At 33.4% G+C, this 19,153-nt stretch carries 12 protein-coding genes; 5 read left to right on the top strand and 7 right to left on the bottom strand.

The features are described from left to right. The first annotated feature begins 23 nt into the window (after positions 1-23). Positions 24-1,925: a methyl-accepting chemotaxis protein gene (locus tag OM075_RS09120; protein ID WP_301190191.1), complete on the top strand. Its 1,902-nt coding sequence runs from the start codon at positions 24-26 to the stop codon at positions 1,923-1,925. Positions 1,926-2,244: 319 nt separating this feature from the next. Here OM075_RS09120 and OM075_RS09115 read toward each other — a convergent pair whose 3' ends face one another. Next, positions 2,245-2,868 (bottom strand): YqaA family protein, encoded by a 624-nt coding sequence (locus OM075_RS09115; protein ID WP_301190190.1) that lies wholly within the window; start codon positions 2,866-2,868, stop codon positions 2,245-2,247. 480 nt (positions 2,869-3,348) lie between these two features. On the opposite strand from OM075_RS09115, the gene OM075_RS09110 reads away from it, so the two are divergent. From OM075_RS09110 to OM075_RS09095, 4 genes are all read left to right on the top strand, one after another. Next, a complete protein-coding gene (locus OM075_RS09110) occupies positions 3,349-4,623 on the top strand; it encodes a PQQ-dependent sugar dehydrogenase (RefSeq protein WP_301190189.1) in 1,275 nt (424 codons plus the stop codon). 185 nt (positions 4,624-4,808) lie between these two features. After that, positions 4,809-5,276, top strand: coding sequence for a YkgJ family cysteine cluster protein (locus OM075_RS09105; protein WP_301190188.1), 468 nt, complete (start codon positions 4,809-4,811; stop codon positions 5,274-5,276). Between the two features lie 334 nt (positions 5,277-5,610). Continuing rightward, positions 5,611-6,873 carry an Nramp family divalent metal transporter gene (locus tag OM075_RS09100; protein WP_301190187.1) on the top strand — a complete coding sequence of 421 codons (1,263 nt, stop codon included), beginning with the start codon at positions 5,611-5,613 and terminating at the stop codon, positions 6,871-6,873. A gap of 178 nt (positions 6,874-7,051) precedes the next feature. Continuing rightward, positions 7,052-9,058 (top strand): SpoIIE family protein phosphatase, encoded by a 2,007-nt coding sequence (locus OM075_RS09095; RefSeq protein WP_301190186.1) that lies wholly within the window; start codon positions 7,052-7,054, stop codon positions 9,056-9,058. 836 nt (positions 9,059-9,894) lie between these two features. Here the strand turns inward: OM075_RS09095 and OM075_RS09090 are convergent. The 6 genes from OM075_RS09090 to OM075_RS09065 all read right to left on the bottom strand — a co-directional run bounded on the left by OM075_RS09090 (position 9,895) and on the right by OM075_RS09065 (position 19,058). Further along, complete coding sequence (locus OM075_RS09090; RefSeq protein ID WP_301190199.1) at positions 9,895-10,215, bottom strand: four helix bundle protein; 321 nt, start codon at positions 10,213-10,215, stop codon at positions 9,895-9,897. 103 nt (positions 10,216-10,318) lie between these two features. Next, on the bottom strand, positions 10,319-12,661 hold the full coding sequence (locus tag OM075_RS09085; protein WP_301190185.1) for an ABC transporter permease: 2,343 nt from the start codon (positions 12,659-12,661) through the stop codon (positions 10,319-10,321). 283 nt (positions 12,662-12,944) lie between these two features. After that, a complete protein-coding gene (locus OM075_RS09080; protein WP_301190184.1) occupies positions 12,945-15,308 on the bottom strand; it encodes an ABC transporter permease in 2,364 nt (787 codons plus the stop codon). A 142-nt stretch (positions 15,309-15,450) separates the two neighbouring features. Then, a complete protein-coding gene (locus OM075_RS09075; protein ID WP_301190183.1) occupies positions 15,451-17,790 on the bottom strand; it encodes an ABC transporter permease in 2,340 nt (779 codons plus the stop codon). 134 nt (positions 17,791-17,924) lie between these two features. After that, positions 17,925-18,623, bottom strand: coding sequence for an ABC transporter ATP-binding protein (locus OM075_RS09070; protein WP_301190182.1), 699 nt, complete (start codon positions 18,621-18,623; stop codon positions 17,925-17,927). Between the two features lie 75 nt (positions 18,624-18,698). Beyond that, a complete protein-coding gene (locus tag OM075_RS09065; protein ID WP_301190181.1) occupies positions 18,699-19,058 on the bottom strand; it encodes a four helix bundle protein in 360 nt (119 codons plus the stop codon). Between the last annotated feature and the right edge of the window lie 95 nt (positions 19,059-19,153).

Below are 19,153 nucleotides of genomic sequence, written 5' to 3'. Positions count from 1 at the left end.
AATATAGTCCAAATTATGAAAACATGAAGAAAGATAAATTTACACCCTTAAAGCAGAAATTAGGTATCGCTATTTCTATTGGTATTTTTGTTAGTGTTGCAGCCATTATATCTTATAGTGCTTATGTTACGCGCAATGAAGCCATTGCCTCTGCTAAAAATCAAGCCTTGTCAATTGCTAAAGATTTTTCGGGTAAAATTCAAATTGAGATTGAAGAAGCGATGGATATTTCCAGATCTGTAGCTAATATATTTTCAGTTTCAGGTGATGAAAAGATGAAAGGAAAGATTTCCAGAGATGATGCTGTTTTATTGGCTGAAAAAGTTTTGTATTCAAATCAGGAATTCTTAGGGTTGACTCTGGCTTTTGAACCCCAGGCTTTTGATGGGAAAGATGAGGCCTTTATGAATAAGCCCGGTTATGATGCTACTGGTCGTTTTCTTGCTTATCTGACCAAGGGAGAAGATAATCATGCCGTTGTGGATGTATTAATAGATTACGAAACAGAAGAAAAGGGACCGTGGTATTGGGAGCCAAAAAAAAGAATGACTGATTTTTTAACCGAACCGGTGGTTTATCCTGTACAGGGAGTTGATGTTACAATGGTTTCGTGTATGACTCCGATTATTAATAATGGGTTTTTTTTAGGTGTAACAGGTATTGATTATCCTATTGATTTTATGCAACATAAAGTTGCTGAAGGTGAATATTATGATGGAAACTATCAATTAAGCATTGTTTCAAACGAAGGTGTTTTTTCTGCCAATAAAAATAATCCGGATTGGATTATGAAGAGTGTGAAAGAGTTTTATCCGGAATCCTATCAGCAACAATTGAAAAATATAAAAGAAGGAAAAACTGTTATTGAATTAGATGATGACCATCTAAATGTACATGTTCCTTTATTTATTGCGCGTACAGGAATTACATGGCAGGTACGTTTTTCTGTATCCAGAGACATAATAATGGAAAGAGCCCGCCAATTAATGAAGGGGCAAATTATTATTGGAAGTATCCTTTTGATACTTAGTTTGCTGAGTATTGTTTGGTTTGTGTCACGATTAATTAAGCCTGTAGGGGCGATGGTAAAAATGGCCAACACCATTGCAGAGGGTGATTTGGTTCAGGAGGTTAACATAGATATTAGTAATGATGAAATAGGTTTGTTGTATGAGGCTTTTAATAAAATGAAAGTCAGACTGCAGGAAATTGTTGGCGGTATTATAGATAGTGCAGAACAAATTGCATCAGCAAGTGCTCAGCTGAGTGCCACCAGTTTAAACCTTTCTCAGAGTGCCTCGGAGCAGGCATCCTCTTTGGAAGAAGTTTCATCAACTATGGAAGAGATTGCAAGTAATATTCAGAACAATACCACTAATGCCAATGAAACAACAAGTTATGCAAGACGATCAACAAAAGAAATCATAGAGGTTAACAATGCCTCAAAGCAAAGTATTGAAGCTGCAAAATTGATTGCAGATAAAGTCACTGTAATTAATGATATTGCCATGCAAACCAATATCTTATCGCTTAATGCTGCAGTGGAAGCAGCAAGGGCTGGTGAATTTGGTAGAGGCTTTGCAGTTGTTGCTGCTGAGGTTCGAAAGTTGGCAGAGTTATCAAAGAAAGCTGCTGAAGAGATTGTTGTACAAACTCAAAACAGTGTGAACGTAACGGAAAAAACAGAAGAAAGACTAAATATTATTATACCTGAGATTGAGAAAACAGCCACTTTGGTGGAAGAGATTTCAGCTGCAAGTACAGAACAATCCAGTGGTGTGGATCAGGTAAATATGGCTATTCAGGAACTAAATAATGTTACGCAACAAAATACATCTGTTTCTGAAGAAGTTGCTGCCAGTGCAGAGCAATTGCATAGTCAGGCGGATAGTTTAAAGAAGCATATCAGTTTCTTTAAGATTTAAGATGGTTTATTTGGTATAATGATATAAAAAGCAAAATGGGTGTTATAAAACTATAGCACCCATTTTTTATATTGTAATGCTATTTTGTTTTATGCTAATTCTATATTCTTTTGTTTTGTTAAATCAGGAGTGAATATTATTATTGTTAATCAAGGGTTAAAAGTAATGGTTTAAAATGCCCATTCAGGCTTACAGCCTGAGATTTACTTATAGACTAATACAAGGGGCGATGTTCCTTGTTTTGATGTTTTTGGCTTTGACTTCGTCTATTTTCAATTCAGCCTTTTGAATAGAGTAAATCCAACCTTGATTCGCATTATTAAGCCATAAAAACATTGAAAATCAGAAGTCCGTATATTGCAAAGCGGATATATCTGAAAAGCGCCCATAATAAATACTGCTTAAAACTGTATTTGATTAATCCCGAAGCTAAACTTACCATAGAATGTGGCAAAGGTGATATTGCTCCCAAAACAACAAAAATACCACCCCACTTGCGCAGGTTAGTAATGTGTTTGGCAACTTTATTTTCTATATGTGCTTTAATAGTTGGTATATGAGAGATGCGATTACCTATAAAGTATGAAAATATTCCCCCGATATACGACATGGTTGCCAAAATAAATAAATACATCCATGGAGACGCTGCTTTTGATGCCCAGGCAATAAAAATTTCAGGAGGAACCAATCCCAATATGGTTTCGGAAAGAAGAAAAGATGGAAAAATAACCTGAGCAGAATAATTTTCTACCAAATGATTCAGTATCAGATTAAGATCTATAAGAAAAAAGTCCAATCCCAGCAATAGTAAAATAAAAACTGCCATCACAATCGCACCCTTAAAAGCGGTGTTTTTAATAAAGGGATAAAACTGTGTTATTTTATAATAACGATTGATTAATACCAATCGTTTTGTTGTGTTACTCATTAATGTGTTGCTCATCATTCTCCTTTTAATCACTCAAACATCTGGTCCTTCTCTATACTATAACCTGGTTTTTAAATTCTATGGTGTAATGCCAAAATATTATATGTCAGCTAAATAAAAATACCTGAGGTTAAGAATACTTTTCCAAAGATAGAATTATATACTTCTTATGAATCCTTAATGTTTTTCTTTTAACTTAAAATAACATCCAATGTTTCCATCAATATAACACCCTAAGTGTGTTTGATGTTTTGTTAAAAAAATTAAATAATTCACCAGGTAATTTTGTACCCATGAATGTGATTAAAGATTTGTATATCATATAGAACCCAATGATTTATTTGAAGAAGTTTTTGAACTATAGTTTGTTATGATGTGTTTATATTATAATTCTGATTAGTTGATATGTGAAAAGCTTTAAGAGAATGCTCTTTACTCATGCATGATGATTATTTAGATGAGTTCCAAGTGACAATATGAATCAAATTGGTGTATATGAAAAGGAATGATAATAAGGTTAGGTTAAGAATATGGTTTATATTCATTTTAGTAACATTTATAGCAACGTTATCAGCTTGTGATAGTGATTCCAATGCTGAAGAAAAGGATGATTCTGATAACACCATACCAGAGGAAATGCTGCCTCCTGTAGAAACTAATAATCCCAATTCTGTTTATGTTCCGGCGTTTGAAGGGCAAACTCGTATCAATGGAGTAAAAACACAGTCTGAATATAATATAAGTGTAATCGCCACTGGGTTAAGTAAGCCCTGGGGTATGACCAATCTTCCGGATGGTAGAATTTTATTAACAGAAAAAGCCGGAGCAATGCGCATAATTGATGCTTTAGGTAATGTAAGTGATGCTATTACTGGTATTCCTGAAGTAAATAGTGAGGGACAAGGAGGTTTACTGGATGTTGCTATTGATCCTGATTTTATTGAGAATAGAATGGTGTACTGGACTTTTGCACGGAATGTAAATGATGGCAATGCTACCGCTGTAGCTAAAGGGCGACTTTCTGATGATGATACTAGGATTGAGAATGCCACAGTCATTTATACAGCTTACCCTGAATTTGACGGAGTAGGACATTATGGTTCCAGAATTGCCTGGGATAATGACGGTAATATGTTCATAAGTACCGGCGAAAGAGGTTCTTCCTCAATAAGAGGTAAAGCACAGGATTTGGGTGCTGCGTTAGGAAAAGTACTTCATATTACCAAGGATGGAAATGCGGTATCCGGAGGGCCTTTTGAATTTCAGGCAGGAGCTTTGTCTGAAATCTTTACTTATGGGCACCGAAACGTTCAGGGATTGGCAATTCATCCAATTACAAATGATGTATGGATATTAGAAATGGGACCAATGGGTGGTGATGAAGTTAATCTATTAACTCCCGGGGGTAATTATGGATGGCCAGTAATTTCTTATGGTTTGGAATATAGTGGAAATCCGGTGGGACAAGGAATTACAAGTCAGGATGGCATGGAACAACCCGTGTATTATTGGGATCCTTCAGTTTCTCCCAGTGGAATCACTTTTTATAAAAATGGAGAAATGGATGAATGGAATAATAATTTATTTATAGGTGCATTAAGCGGTAGGCATATTGTCAGGTTAGTCATTAATAATAATCGTGTAGTGGGAGAGGAAAGGTTGCTGGAGGATGAAGATGAGCGTATTAGAGATGTTCTTCAAGGGACAGATGGTGCCTTGTATGCCATTAGTGATGGAAATAATGCCAAATTATACAGAATAGGATTGTAACAAATTAATGCAATAAAAAGTAGACATATCAGATTATCTTACTACTTTTGGCATCGATTATTTATGAACCGTATGATAGAAGAGTATCACGTACGATTCTGTCATTAGTTTAAAGATGATATCTTTTTTACTACACGACATTGAATTCGTTGTGCACATGCTTCACTTACACAACGATTTTACTTATGCAATTTGATTTAGACTTAGAAAGAATAGAAAAAGCTGCTCAAAATAAATTTGAGGAAAACCGCATGTTTTTTGAATATCTTAAAACACAGGATTCGGCAGCCATTGATAAAATGGTTCATCAAATCAATGATTGCGTGTCAACTGAGATAAAATGTGTAGAGTGTGGCAATTGCTGTCATCATATCCGACCGGCAGCATCAGAACAGGATTTGATTGTTTTTGTGGAACCAGAACAGGTACAAAAGGTGATGTACGAGCCCAGTATACAATGTATGCACCAAAAAGATAAAAAATGTATGATTTATCTTGTAAGACCACAGGTTTGCAGATCATTCCCTTATTTACATTTAGATGGTTTTGTTGAAAGATCTTCTGGTATGATACAAAATACAGAGATTTGTCCCATTGTATATTATGTGTTGGAAGAACTAAAAAACGAATTATCCTGGACTTATAATAAATAGACCGTTTAAGTTAGGATTACTGTAAAATACGGTAAATCATATAAAGGTTTGCAGTTATTATTACTGTCAATCAAGCGTTGATAGTAATGGTTTAAAAGACTGATAACCTTATGTATCATACCTTGGGGTATCACCCCAAGGCCTTGAGGAAAATGCCCATTCAGGCTTACTGTCTTTTGAATAGAGTAAATCCAACTTTTGATTCGCATTATTAATCTTGTTGCATCTAAACACAATTACATTTTAAATGTTTTTAGCAACAATAGCTATAATTAACTTTTAAACAATGCTATCATATAGTCGAAATTAATATTTTTGATGTTTTTTTTGCAATATGTTTAAGTTCTTAAGAAATATAGACCGTAAAGGTTATGAAGCCAGATTCGGAGGTCTGGAGATTTTTAAATTTATAGGTCCCGGATTATTAGTTACAGTAGGTTTTATTGATCCGGGTAATTGGGCTTCGAATTTAGCTGCTGGTGCAGATTATGGTTATACTCTTTTGTGGATGGTAACCCTTTCTACATTAATGCTTATTTTATTGCAACATAATGTGGCTCACCTTGGTATTGCTACAGGTTTATGCTTATCAGAAGCAGCAGCTATATATGTAAATCGTAAGTATTCTCGTGTATTATTGTCATCAGCAATGCTGGCTTCCATATCCACCTCTCTGGCAGAAATACTTGGAGGCGCCATAGCGCTCAACATGTTATACAATATTCCAATAAGAGCCGGGGCAGTTCTGGTTACAATCTTTGTAATTATAATGCTTTTTACCAACTCTTATAAAATGATTGAGAAATGGATCATAGCCTTTGTTTCTGTAATAGGGCTATCATTTCTTTATGAACTTTCATTGGTTGAAATTGATTGGAATTCAGCCATGACAGGTTGGGTAGTGCCATCATTTCCTTCAGGATCAATGGTTGTAATTATGAGTGTATTGGGAGCTGTTGTTATGCCACATAATCTTTTTCTGCATTCAGAAGTTATTCAGAGCAGGCAGTGGAACTTACAAGATGATAAGGTTATAAAAAAGCAACTGAAATACGAATATCTGGATACGATTTTTAGCATGGTAATTGGCTGGGCTATAAATAGTGCCATGATTATTTTAGCAGCGGCTACGTTTTTTAATTCGCATACAAAAGTTACGGAACTAGAACAGGCTAATTCATTGTTGGCACCTCTTTTAGGTGAACATGCAGCTATGGTTTTTGCAGTTGCGTTATTGTTCTCTGGTATTGCATCAACAGTTACATCAGGTATGGCTGCAGGATCTATATTTGCAGGTATGTTTAAAGAACCTTACGACATTAAAGATAATCACTCTCGTTTAGGTGTTGCCATATCTCTTGTTTTGGCATTAATCATCATATTCCTGATTTCAAATCCATTTAATGGTTTGATCTATTCTCAAATGTTTTTAAGTATTCAATTGCCATTAACCATATTTTTGCAGGTATATTTAACTTCTTCTGAAAAAGTAATGGGCAAACATAAGAATACGATCTTCTCTAAAGTATTATTATATGGAGTTGGAGCTATTGTAACTGTGTTAAATATTGTATTGTTCATTAGTATGTTTATTTAAAAAGTATCTTTGTCACTACTTAAAAAGCTTGATCACCAAACCTACTAAAATACCTAATTGTTAGGATTGTATAAAATAGAGGAACTGTATACTTTTGGTCTGTTTTTATGGATTAAAAGATTAGTTCACTAGCAGGTTTAATTGATAAGTATTAATGAGCATGCTTATAGGCAAAGATATGAGTTATAATAAACAGATTTCCAGTAAGATTACGTCCAAACCGCCCAGGATATTATCGTCAAAAATCTTATTCGCATATTTTATTCCAATTGTAATTGGATTGTCTGCATGGTTGGTATATGATCTAAATCAATCCGTGGATGATTTGTCAGTTTCCTTTATTAACGAAACCAGTTTAGAGGTTAGAGATATCGTTCAAAATTACATCAATGATGTTAATAGATTGGTGTTAAGTACAACAGACTTAAATTATAAAACGGCTGATGATATCTTGAATGTTAAAGATAATAACCGGGTATATGGGCCAATTCTTAATTATCTGGAATCGGTTACCAATATTGTTTTGGCCAACACTCAGGGGAGTACCTATTGGATTCATAAAAGAGATGGTGAACTTGTTAACAGGATTACTAAAATTCATGAAAATCAATATGAGCGAACTTTTTATACATGGAAAGAACATTGTCAAATTGAGCGTACAAGAATTTACTCAAAGTCCGACACGATAATTTATGATCCACGTATTCGTCCATGGTATAAAGGAGCTGTAACTCAAAATCCAAAGGATGTTTTCTGGACTAAGCCATATCAATTCTATTCAATCAGACAACACGGTATAACCGCAGCCACCTATTTTATGGCTGAAAATGGAGATACGATTGTTTCAGCTTATGATATTCTGCTAAAAGATTTTAATAACATATCCCGCTCTATTCAATTAACACCCCATAGTTATGCATTTATAGTAACTGCCGATAGTTTAAGTGTAATTGGGTTCCCGGATAAGGAGCAATTTGATGAAGAAGATTCTATTGCTAAATATACCATGGGTAATGTTAGTAAACTGGGTATTGCATCCCTTAATATGGGGATAAATGCATGGAGGGAATTAGATTATAGTCATAAACCATTTGAAATAGAAGTAGATGGAAGAGATTGGTGGGTAGGTTTTCAGCCAATTGTTTCAGAAGATGAGGAGAAGTTGTTTTATGTAGTGATGTTGGTTCCTGAAGCAGACTTTCGATCCACAATAAACAGATCTATCAATATATTGATAGGTAGTATTATGATTGTTGTGGCATTAATTGTTTTCATTATTAGGGCCTATCGTAGAATACATACACAAAATGAAAAGCTCAGGGATAAAAGACTTAAGATTAGTCGCCAGAAGAAATTTATAGAGGCAAAGAATAAGCAAATAATGGATAGTATCTATTATACCAAAACCATTCAATCAACAATGCTCCCTTCACCAGAACAGGTAAAAGGCTTTTTTGAAAACAGTTTTGTGTTGTATTTACCTAAAGATATTGTTAGTGGAGATTTTTACTGGATTGAAGAATTGGAGGGACATTATATTATTACAGCAGCTGATTGCACCGGACATGGGGTACCGGGTGCTGTACTTTCAATGATTGGCTATGGAGGAATAAAGAGTGCTATTAAAGAACGTAGTTATTTGAAACCTAATTTAATATTAGAACACCTTCAGCTAGTGATAAACTCTTACTTTTTAAAAGCACATAACAGGGGTGTTAATGATGGTATGGATATTTCGGTTTGCGTTTTTAATAAAGAAAATTTGTCTATTACATATGCCGGAGCTAAAAACCCTTTTTATATAGTAAGGCACTCGGATAATCCATTACTTGTAAATGATGCATTACAGCAACCTGATATTCAAATGCAGGGAAGAGCCTTATTTGTTATAAAAGCAGATAGAAAAGGAGTAGAGCCAAGTGAGGTGCTGTATGAATTTAAAAATAACCATGTCATATTGGAAGAGGGCGATATGGTATATCAGTTTACGGATGGTTTTGCCGATCAGTTTGGAGGAGAGAAGGGGAAAAAACTAAATACCAAAAGATTTAAGGAATTGATTTTAGCTGTATCGCAAGATCCATTAATGAAAAATCAGGAAAAAGAACTACAAGAATATTTTATGCAGTGGAAAGGCAGCGAAGAGCAGGTTGATGATGTTTTGGTAATGGGATTCAGAGTTTAGCTTGAAGTTGTAATTGTAATTGACACAGTTTATTCAATACTTCCCAGTATAAATTTCACAAGCCTTGTATTTACTGGTCCCGCGGCATGTATGACCCCTCCATCAGCACTATCTGCCATTCCCGCAGCAAAATAATCTATTCAATCATTGATTTTAGGGTGTCACTCAGCAATTTTACCCTCCCATCAGGGTATTTTATGTAAATAATCAGCAATAATGACCTTTCCCGCAGCAAAAAAATCGACTTCATCAGCAAAAAAAGTTTCTTAATCAGGAATAGTGACCCTCCACACAACGATTTTAGCGGTTCATTTGACTGTTTTATCAATTCTTTTTATCAATTTTTTTCTCCACACGCAAAAAAATTGTCTTCATCAGCAAAAAAAGTTTCTTAATCAGGCCTAGTGAGGCTCCACACAACGAATTTATTGGTTCATTTGACTGTTTTATCAATTCTTTTTATCAATTTTTTTCTCCATACGCAAAAAAATTGTCTTCATCAGCAAAAAAAGTATCTTAATCAGGCCTAGTGAGGCTCCACACAGCAATTTTATCGGATCTTTTGACTGTTTTATCAAATCCTTTTTTAATTTTTTTACTCCACACGTAAAAAAATCAACTTCACGGGCAAAATAACGATCTTAATCAGACTTACCGATGCTCCACAAGGTTATTTTAGTATTTCATTTTATTGTTTTATCAATATAATTTTCAATTTATTTTATCCACACGCAAAAAAATCGACTTCATTAGCAAAAAAAAGTATTTTAATCAGGCCTAGTGAGGTTCCACATGGCGTTTGTTAACTAGTAATTAACAATGAGTAATGAGTAATTTTATTTTTTATCGCAAGATTTGATTATAGAATAGAGTAATTTTAGCAATTCTGAAACATCTGCTCTAATAGAATTAAAAGCTTCAACATTTAGGTAATCTGTATCCTTTAATAACCTTAGCCAATAGTCAGTTTCACGTGCCTCTTTATAAGCGATACTCATTTTTGCCTTAAAATCGGCTTTAGAAATACCTCCAATAGCTTCTTCAATATTAGCTCCGATTGAAGTTCCGCTTCTTAAGACTTGTTTGCTTAATATATATTCTTTTTTGTCAGAAGATAGATGTTGATACATTTTTACAATTCTTACGGCAAGTTGTATGACTTAGTTAATATGATGTTATCTTTTTCTCCCATGGCTTAGTTAAATTTTTCATTTTTCATTTTTCATTTTTCATTACTCATTACCCATTATTAATTATCTCCTACTCATATCGCAAAGCCTTTACCGGATTACTGGTTGCTGCTTTGTAGGTATGAAAACTCACTGTTGTCATGGCCACAACAAAAGCAAATGCACCTGCACCAGCAAAAATCCACCAGCTGAGGGATGTTTTGTAAGCAAAGTTTTCGAGCCATTTGTGCATGGCGTAGTAGGCAATGGGGGCAGAAATAATAAATGCTATTATAATCCATTTTACAAAGCTTGTATTTAATAGAAGCATCACTTCGCTTGTTTTAGCACCATTTACTTTTCTGATACCAATTTCTTTAATCCTTCTTTCTGTTGAATAATAAGTGATAGAATATAATCCCATAAAAGCCAGGAATATTGCTATGACCATTCCTATTGCAATAATTTTTGAAGCCGTATTTTCAGTCTGGTAGAGTTCATCGTATTTACTATCCAAAAAGTGATAGGTAAAAACTTCATCGGGATTATATTGATTCCATACTTTTTCAATGGATTGGATTGCTTCTTTATTATTGTTGGAAATTTTAACCAAAAAGCAGGTGTTACTTTCTGCATATCTGTTTAATAGAAAAATTTGAGGATCAACCAGATTATGGAGCGATTTGGTGTTTACATCCTTTACAACTCCAGCAATGGTAAAATGTAAATCATATTGGCAGACCTGTTTTCCTATAGGATCTTTTAAATTCAAACGTTTAACTGCAGTTTCATTCAGCAAACATAAGGATGCATCGTTATTAGTTAAAAATGGATTTTCTCCTAAAATAACCGGGATCTTCAGCATTTGAAAATAGTTAGGCTGTATATCAACTATTTCCATTAATACAGCGTTTTGAGTTGAATCGTCAGGAATAGAAATCATATCACCACTATTCCATTGGCAAGGCAAATTAATTACAGAAGTAACATCGATGATATCCGCCTCTTCTTTTAGTTGTTGGGTTGCAGCTTTATAATTAGCTGCCATACTATTTGATTCAAAATATACAATGTGTTCCTTATCAAAGCCTAAATCTTTATGTTGTAAATAATATATCTGCTTTTGAATAATACCTGATGCAATAAGTAAAATAATAGATGCTGCAAACTGAACAATTACCAATGCATGTTGAACAGGTGATATACCTTTAGATTTTAGCTTATTTCGTATAATAGATTCCGGATTAAACCTTAAAATATAAACAAAAGGAATGGTTCCCGTAATTAGGGTTAGTGCTATAAATAGTATTGCTGAATACAGATATATTTTATAGTTGGAAAAATCAATATCAAAGGAAGTTCCTGACAGATAACCAAAGTAAGGAAGAAATGCCGCTGATATTATGATGCCAATAACAAATGCAAGAAAAATATGTAGCCCGGTTTCTAAATAAGCATTCAGAAATAAAGTAGTTTTAGAGCAACCATTAATTTTTTTTATGCCAATGGACTTAGCCTTTAAAAAAGAAGTAGAAATGCTTAAGTTGATAAAATTAAATGATGCAATTATAAGGATTAGTGCCGCCAGAGAAAGAAATATGATGGTTATTCTTTTGTCTCCTTTTGAAACAAAGTCAAAACGAATATCAGATGAGAAATGGATATCTTTTAGAGGTTGCAGGAATTCCGTAATTCCCATTTCCTTGTAAAATGGATATTCCTCATTCATAGCGAAGTTTACTTTTTGAGTAAGCTCTTTTAAATCGCTGTTTTCAGATATCTTAAGGTAGTTCATATACCCGTCGCTACTACCACTATTCTCGCCTTCTGAACCTTTTATTCCTTCAAACGAAATAATAAAGTGTGCCTGTAGATGTGAGTTTTCAGGCATGTTTTTCATAATAGCTGATACCTGATAATCTTTATTAAACACGTTTATGATATTACCAATAGCATCTTTATTAGGAAAATATTTTAGAGCCATTTCTTCATCGATAACTATTTTATCCGAACTGTTTAAACATTCAGAACTGTTTCCTAATAAAATAAGATAGGTAAAGAAATTAAAGAAAGATATATCGGTGGTTATAATACCTTCTTCATTACCGGATGAAGACTGAGTTGTAACAAAGCCTTTCTCCAGGGTGTGGACCTGACTTAAAGCTTCTATTTCAGGTATTTTAGATTGTAGTAAAGGACCGGCTTGTTTAAATGTACCACCTATTTTTGTTGGTTTGTCGTTAATAATTCCGTCTAAACATAATCTGTAAATCTGATCAGCATCTTTATGAAAAGAATCATAACTAAATTCATTGATACTCCAGAATCCAATTAGTAACACTATTGAAATAGCTATTGACATTCCGGATATACTGATTATTGAAATGGTTTTATTACGAATTGCAGATCGTATTATTTCTTTGAAATGAATCATAACTTGGGTTAATTAGTGATGAGTAATGTGTAAGTATATCAATCAAGTGTTTAAAATGAATACAGAGGCACATAAACACTGTGTTTTTTAACAGAATTCATTAAATCAGCAAGGATTTACCTCTGTGAACCTCTCTTTGTAATTTCATAATAATGGTGTTTGATTACTTCGCTGTTTCTAATTTTTGCCATTTATATGAGTTATATATGCAATAGCCTCTGTGACTTCGGTGTCTCTGTGTTGTTCTTTTTTTCAATTATTGATTCGCATCATTAATTAACTCCTACTCGTATCTCAACGCTTCCACCGGATTTCTTGTCGCAGCCCGCCAGCTTTGCAGACTTACTGTTAATAATGTTATTGCAAGGGATAATAGGCCTGCAAGCATAAATACCCACCAGCTTAATTCTGTTTTATACGCAAAGTTTTGTAGCCACTTTTGCATGGCAAAAAAAGATATAGGTGTAGCAATTAAAAATGCAATTACAATCCATTTTACGAAACTATTATTTAGCAAGAGCATTATTTCATTTGTTTTGGCGCCATTAACCTTTCTAATTCCTATTTCTTTTGTTTTATTTTCCAAGACAAGCGAGGTTAATGAAATTAAACCTAAACACGACAGTAATATGGACATAAGTGTGGCAAATAATATCATTTTTTGAAACATTAAATCTTTTTGATATAAAGCTTCCCATGATTTATCCAGAAACTTATAGTCAAAAGGGAAATTTGGACTAATATCTGTCCATATGTTATTAAGTTTGGTTAGTAACTGGTTAATTTGTTTGCTACTTTTTGTATTTAATTTTAAATAGATAATGTCATCAATATCCTTACAGCTCATAAATGCTGATGATTTAATAGGAACATGAAAAGAATTCATATTAAAATTATGTACTTGTCCAATGATCTTACCGTGCTCAGGGTTGTCATCAATATTAACTCTGGAATTTAGTAAATCCGTAATTTGATATTTCTCAACAGCTTTTTTATTAATTATAATATCCTGATTTTGATGGGATAAATTATTTAATTGAATTCCGTGTTCTAATGGAATATTAAAAAAATTAAAGAAATTTGGAGATATTTTTAGCATTGCAAAATCAAACTCTTTTTCCTGTCCGTTTATTTCAATAGTAGTACCCCAATTATTGGTAATATTTCCAAAGGGTTCAGAAGAAAACGTAAAGTCACTTATTTCTGGTATTTGCTGTAGTTTAGCTTTAAAACTCTGGAAGTTGTTTTGAATATCATTATTTGTGGTTGCATATATAATTTGGTCTTTTGTAAAGCCCGGATCCTGATTTAATATTAGATTATTTTGTTTAAAAATGATAATAATGGATGAAATCAGAACTATTGAAATTATGAATTGACCTATAATTAAACTATGGCTTATGGTTCGTTTCTGAATTTTATTTTTCGTTCTGTTTAAGGTTTTACTTATGGAGAAAACAGGAAGAATAGATGTTATCAATATAGTTGTAAGAAGTAGTAAAACTAAAATTAATAAAACCTTAATCGAAAAAATACTGGATAAACTAATTGAATTGTCTATAAACTTCTCCATAAAATAAAACAGATAGTTGAATATTATTACAGAAGATATAATTGCTGCAAATACTTGTAAAAAATTCTCTGTTATTAGTAAGGAAATAAGGTTATTTTTATTACTACCAAGGCTTTTAATAATATTGTAATTTTTGAAGTTTCTTTGACGAAGAGCTGTATTTAAATTAATGAAATTAGCACAAGCTAAAAGTAAAATAAGTATTGCAACAATTAAAATAATGTATGTGCTATAAATATCACCGTGATCCATACCATCAAACTTCGGAATATTAAAATAAGCATTTTTTAAAGGGTATACTTGATATTTAATTCCCTCATAAATATCAGAAGGTATTACATCATCGCTAATGTTTGCTAATTTTTCCTGAATTTTATGAATGTCCGCATTGGGATTTATGGAGCAAATGGCGCTATAATTATATGTTTCCCAAGATTCATATAGGTTTTTATACCAATCAATTTTCATATTAAGATTAATAGGAATTATAGCTTCAAAGTTCCATGAAGAATTATTTGGTATTTGAATGACTGCACCTACTTCGAGTATTTGATTCTGCAAATAGGTAGAATTATATTCTATAGTTTTTCCAATTACATTTACATTACCAAAAATCTTTTTGGCAAGCGATTCTGTTAATACTATTTTATTTGCAGAGGCTAAAGATTGGTTTGCATTGCCTTGTACAACAGGTAAATCAGTAGTACTTAAAAAATTTTCGCTTGCTACTAAAAGTTTGTTGATTTTGTAGCTGTTATCATTGTTTTTAACAAATACCTGTGGCGACCATTCTTCATTAAAACAACTCGCTGTACTAATTTCTGGAATCTCAGTTTTTAATGCATTCAACATTCTGATAGGAATTGATGTAGCATTTCCATCATTTGCATCTACAATTACATATTTTGTATCAATATTTTTTTGATCTTCGTTTTTAGTAAATTCAAGGTAGGTGAATAAAAATAAAATACTACTAACTGCTATTCCAATAGATAATCCAATAATGTTTAGGCTTGTTATGGTTTTACTTTTAAGTATAGTTCTGTATGCAATTTTCAAATTGTTTGGGGTCATAACTGTAGATAATTATATTTTGATTGACGTTCGGATGGATAAGTTTTAATTAAATATTATGATAGTATGCTAACTATTAGCTTTAAGCTTCCATTTGATAGTGGGTTGCAGGTTCTATGAACAAATAATTGTTAATTAGCCTTTACTCGTATCTCAACGCTTCCACCGGATTACGTGTAGCAGCCCGCCAGCTTTGCCAGGTAATGGTTATCATGGCTATTAATAGAGATATGACTCCAGATAATGCAAAAATCCACCAGCTCATTTCTGTTTTGTAGGCAAAATCCTGAAGCCAGTTATTCAGGGCAATCCAGGCAATGGGTGTTGCAATAATAAAGGCAATGGCAATCCACTTTATAAAATCTTTGTTAATAAGGAATACAACTTCTGCAGTTTGAGCTCCATTTACTTTACGTATGCCAATTTCTTTAACCCTGTCGCGCGAAATAAAAACAACTAATCCTAACACACCTGTTATAGCAAGTAACATACACCAAAGAGAAACAAATTCAATAAAGCGGGCAGTGTTTTTCTCTTTGGCATATAATTCATTTAGTGAATCATCTAAAAACTGAACTTCAAAATTATTCTCAGGGTCAAACTCTTTGGCTTTTGCTTTTATTCTATTAAAAAGTTGGGTGTAATTGGCCGGTTTTACTCTTAGTAATAGTTCATTTTTTCGTGTATCTGTACGCCAAAACAGCATGGGTTGAATATCTTCTTTTAAAGAAGAAAAATGAAAGTCTTTTGCTATACCAACAATGGGTCCTTCAAAGTCAAAGCCAGGATAATTCATTTCCAATGGATTAGTCCAGCCAAAGTCATTAATGGCTTTCCGGTTAAATATAAAACTATTAATATCAGCTTCCGATTCTTTTTGAAAAGCTCTTCCTTCATCTATCTCAATATTAAAGAAATCTATAAATCGGTCATCCACCGGCCATGCTTTTAATTGTACATACTGACCATTAATTTCACGTCCCCAACCCATAGCTACCTGTCCGGGAATAAATTGAGTATAAGTATAGTCAACAATAGCGGTGTCTTTCAAAAGCTCCTGAGCAAACGCTTCTGCATGATTTTCTATTTTGCTGGTGGTATGAAGGAAAACAACATTCTCCTTGTCAAGTCCCAAATCAAATTTATTCCAGAAGTTTAATTGCTTTTCAATCATTAATGATGACGACAATAGTGCAATTGTAAATACAAACTGTAGTGTCACTAAAACATTACGAAGTAACTTTCCTTTTCCTTTAAAATATCCAGTACCTTTAATAGCCTGAGATAGGGGAGGAGACGAGATATAACGTGCCGGATATATGCCTGAGACGATTCCAAATACAATGGCAAATGCTATAAATATGAATATGAAATAATACCTGCCATTAAGAGCCAGTCCCTCAATATTAAATAAGGATTCAATACCAGAATAAACTTCGTAATAAATAGCCAGAGAAATCATAAGTGCGATAAGCGATATGGTTAAAGCTTCGGCTATAATCTGCAGCATAGAAGAGAAACGGTTACTACCCAAAACACGAGTTACAGATAGCGCTTTAGAACGAAGCGGGGCCTGAGAGGTTGAAAAGTTAATGAAGTTCACCATTCCCATAACTGCTAATACAATGGCTAGTATAACCAGTACTTTTAAAATTATAGGATTTACCGTTTTAATATACGTGTTGCTTATATCATAATGAAGGTCATTATATGATTTTACAACGAAAATATCTTCATCACCATATTTTGATTTAAAATATTTAAAGGTCTCCACTAAATCAGGAATAGTTTCAATTTTTCTTGCTACATCGTTGCCGTCTACGTTATCTTTTAATTGCAGCACAATTTGAAATGACCATTCACTGTATCTATCCTCTAAAGACAGATTTTTTTGTGTATAGGTTGCATAGGAAGTCAGGCAGTCGGTGGAAAAAGAACTGGTTTGAGGGAAATCCTCCATTATACCGGTAATGGTGAATTCTTTTGCATTGATGGTCATTATTTCCCCAATAGCAGGTTTATCTCCATATAGTTTTGTTGCCAGCGTTTGCGTAATAACAGCCGTATTGGGATTTTTAAGTACTTTATCTTTTTCGCCTTGTAATAGTTTAAAGCTAAATACATTAAAAAAATCTGCAGAAGCCATCATACTCTGCGCATCAAAAAAAGTTTTGGTTGCTTTTAATTGAGGTGTTGTAACCCTGTTTTCACCATAAAACTTTAAAACAAGTGATTTTTCTACCTCAGGCAGGTTTTTATCAATGACTTCCTTTAAAACCTCAGGTAAGTTATAATCATACATTCTGGTTTTTAAAACATAAATATTGTCTTTGTTTTCATGAAACTGATCAAAGCTCTTTTCATAACTTACATAAAGACTTAAAATAATAATGCCCAGGAATGAGATAACCAGACTTAACAATGTTAAGATTGAAGAGGTTTTATACTTTAAAATCGACTTGAATAAACGTTTGATAAACATGATGAATGGTGTTTACAATTAATGATTGATAAATGGATTATTCCTCTGGAGTTTATAGGATTTTACATTCCTTTCTCCCTTTTCCTTTCTCCTTTCTCCCTTCTCCTTGTTCCGTGTTTCCTGTTCCTTGTTCTTTACACAAGTACTTCTCCCAACTGTTTTTTAACTTCTTCTGTTAATACTGCTCCGTCAAATAAATTAACTACTCTATGCGCAAACTCAGAATCATGTAAAGAGTGCGTTACCATTACAATGGTGGTTCCTTCTTTATTTAATTCTGTAAGCAGGTTCATTACCTCAAGTCCGTTTTTAGAATCCAGGTTACCAGTTGGCTCATCGGCCAATATCAGTTTTGGATTTGCTACCACAGCTCTGGCAATGGCAACACGTTGTTGCTGACCACCGGATAATTGCTGAGGAAAGTGTTTGCGGCGGTGACTGATTTTCATTCTTTCCAATACACTTTCAACCATTTGCTTGCGCTCCTTAGCTTTGTACTTTAAATAGATAAGTGGCAGCTCCACATTTTCGTACACGTTTAGTTCATCAATCAGGTTAAAGCTTTGAAATACAAAACCAATATTACCTTTACGAAGCTGCGTTCTGTTTTTTTCCTTCAAATGTCCCACTTCCTGTCCGTCGAAATAGTAATTGCCACCAGAAGGGTTATCCAGCAATCCAACAATATTCAGCAAAGTCGATTTACCACATCCCGAAGGACCCATAATAGCCACAAATTCACCTTTTTCAACATGAAGGTTTACATTGTTTAAAGCACTGGTTTCTATCTCTTCAGTGCGAAAGATTTTTGTTAATTTTTCTGTTTTGATCATAGCAATAGTATTGCAGAAGGGAGAAAGGAGAAGGGAACAAGTAATACCCTACACCCAAATAATCACCTTCATGGATTAAAAATTGTTCTTTCTTATTTTAATTAGTTTATATAATTGACTCGAGATTTTGAGTATTTCCTGATGAAGCAATTCGTAATTATCTTCAGATATATAACCAAGGTTTTTACCAATTAGAATTTGCGTTCTGATTTCACCAGCAGAACCTTTAGCTATAAAAAGAAATTGAATAAACTCTTTATTATATTGTCTTTCAAAGCCCTCGGCAATATTTGAAGGAACAGAGACTGATGCCCTGCAAATTTGATCTCTAAAGGAGAAGTCTTTACAATTATTTAGTGTACTATATATTTTAGTACTTAGATTTACTGCATTTTGCCATACAATTAAATCTTCAAATTTTTCAATTTTACTCATAGTTTTCAAGTTTAGATTATAAAAATACACTTTTACGTTTAATCTAATTTTCTTTTCCTTTCTCCTTTCTCCTTTTTCCTTTCTCCTTGTTCCCT

It is taken from the genome of Plebeiibacterium sediminum (assembly GCF_026013605.1).
Lineage (GTDB): Bacteria > Bacteroidota > Bacteroidia > Bacteroidales > Marinilabiliaceae > Saccharicrinis > Saccharicrinis sediminus.
The sequence above is the reverse complement of the archived record's forward strand: the minus strand, read 5'-3'. Positions and strand labels throughout refer to the sequence as shown.

Coding starts and splice junctions, on each gene's coding strand:
- OM075_RS09120 (WP_301190191.1), top strand. CDS start 24: ATGAAGAAAGATAAATTTACACCCTTAAAGCAGAAATTAGGTATCGCT.
- OM075_RS09115 (WP_301190190.1), bottom strand. CDS start 2,868: ATGAGCAACACATTAATGAGTAACACAACAAAACGATTGGTATTAATC.
- OM075_RS09110 (WP_301190189.1), top strand. CDS start 3,349: ATGAAAAGGAATGATAATAAGGTTAGGTTAAGAATATGGTTTATATTC.
- OM075_RS09105 (WP_301190188.1), top strand. CDS start 4,809: ATGCAATTTGATTTAGACTTAGAAAGAATAGAAAAAGCTGCTCAAAAT.
- OM075_RS09100 (WP_301190187.1), top strand. CDS start 5,611: ATGTTTAAGTTCTTAAGAAATATAGACCGTAAAGGTTATGAAGCCAGA.
- OM075_RS09095 (WP_301190186.1), top strand. CDS start 7,052: ATGAGTTATAATAAACAGATTTCCAGTAAGATTACGTCCAAACCGCCC.
- OM075_RS09085 (WP_301190185.1), bottom strand. CDS start 12,661: ATGATTCATTTCAAAGAAATAATACGATCTGCAATTCGTAATAAAACC.
- OM075_RS09080 (WP_301190184.1), bottom strand. CDS start 15,308: ATGACCCCAAACAATTTGAAAATTGCATACAGAACTATACTTAAAAGT.
- OM075_RS09075 (WP_301190183.1), bottom strand. CDS start 17,790: ATGTTTATCAAACGTTTATTCAAGTCGATTTTAAAGTATAAAACCTCT.
- OM075_RS09070 (WP_301190182.1), bottom strand. CDS start 18,623: ATGATCAAAACAGAAAAATTAACAAAAATCTTTCGCACTGAAGAGATA.
- OM075_RS09065 (WP_301190181.1), bottom strand. CDS start 19,058: ATGAGTAAAATTGAAAAATTTGAAGATTTAATTGTATGGCAAAATGCA.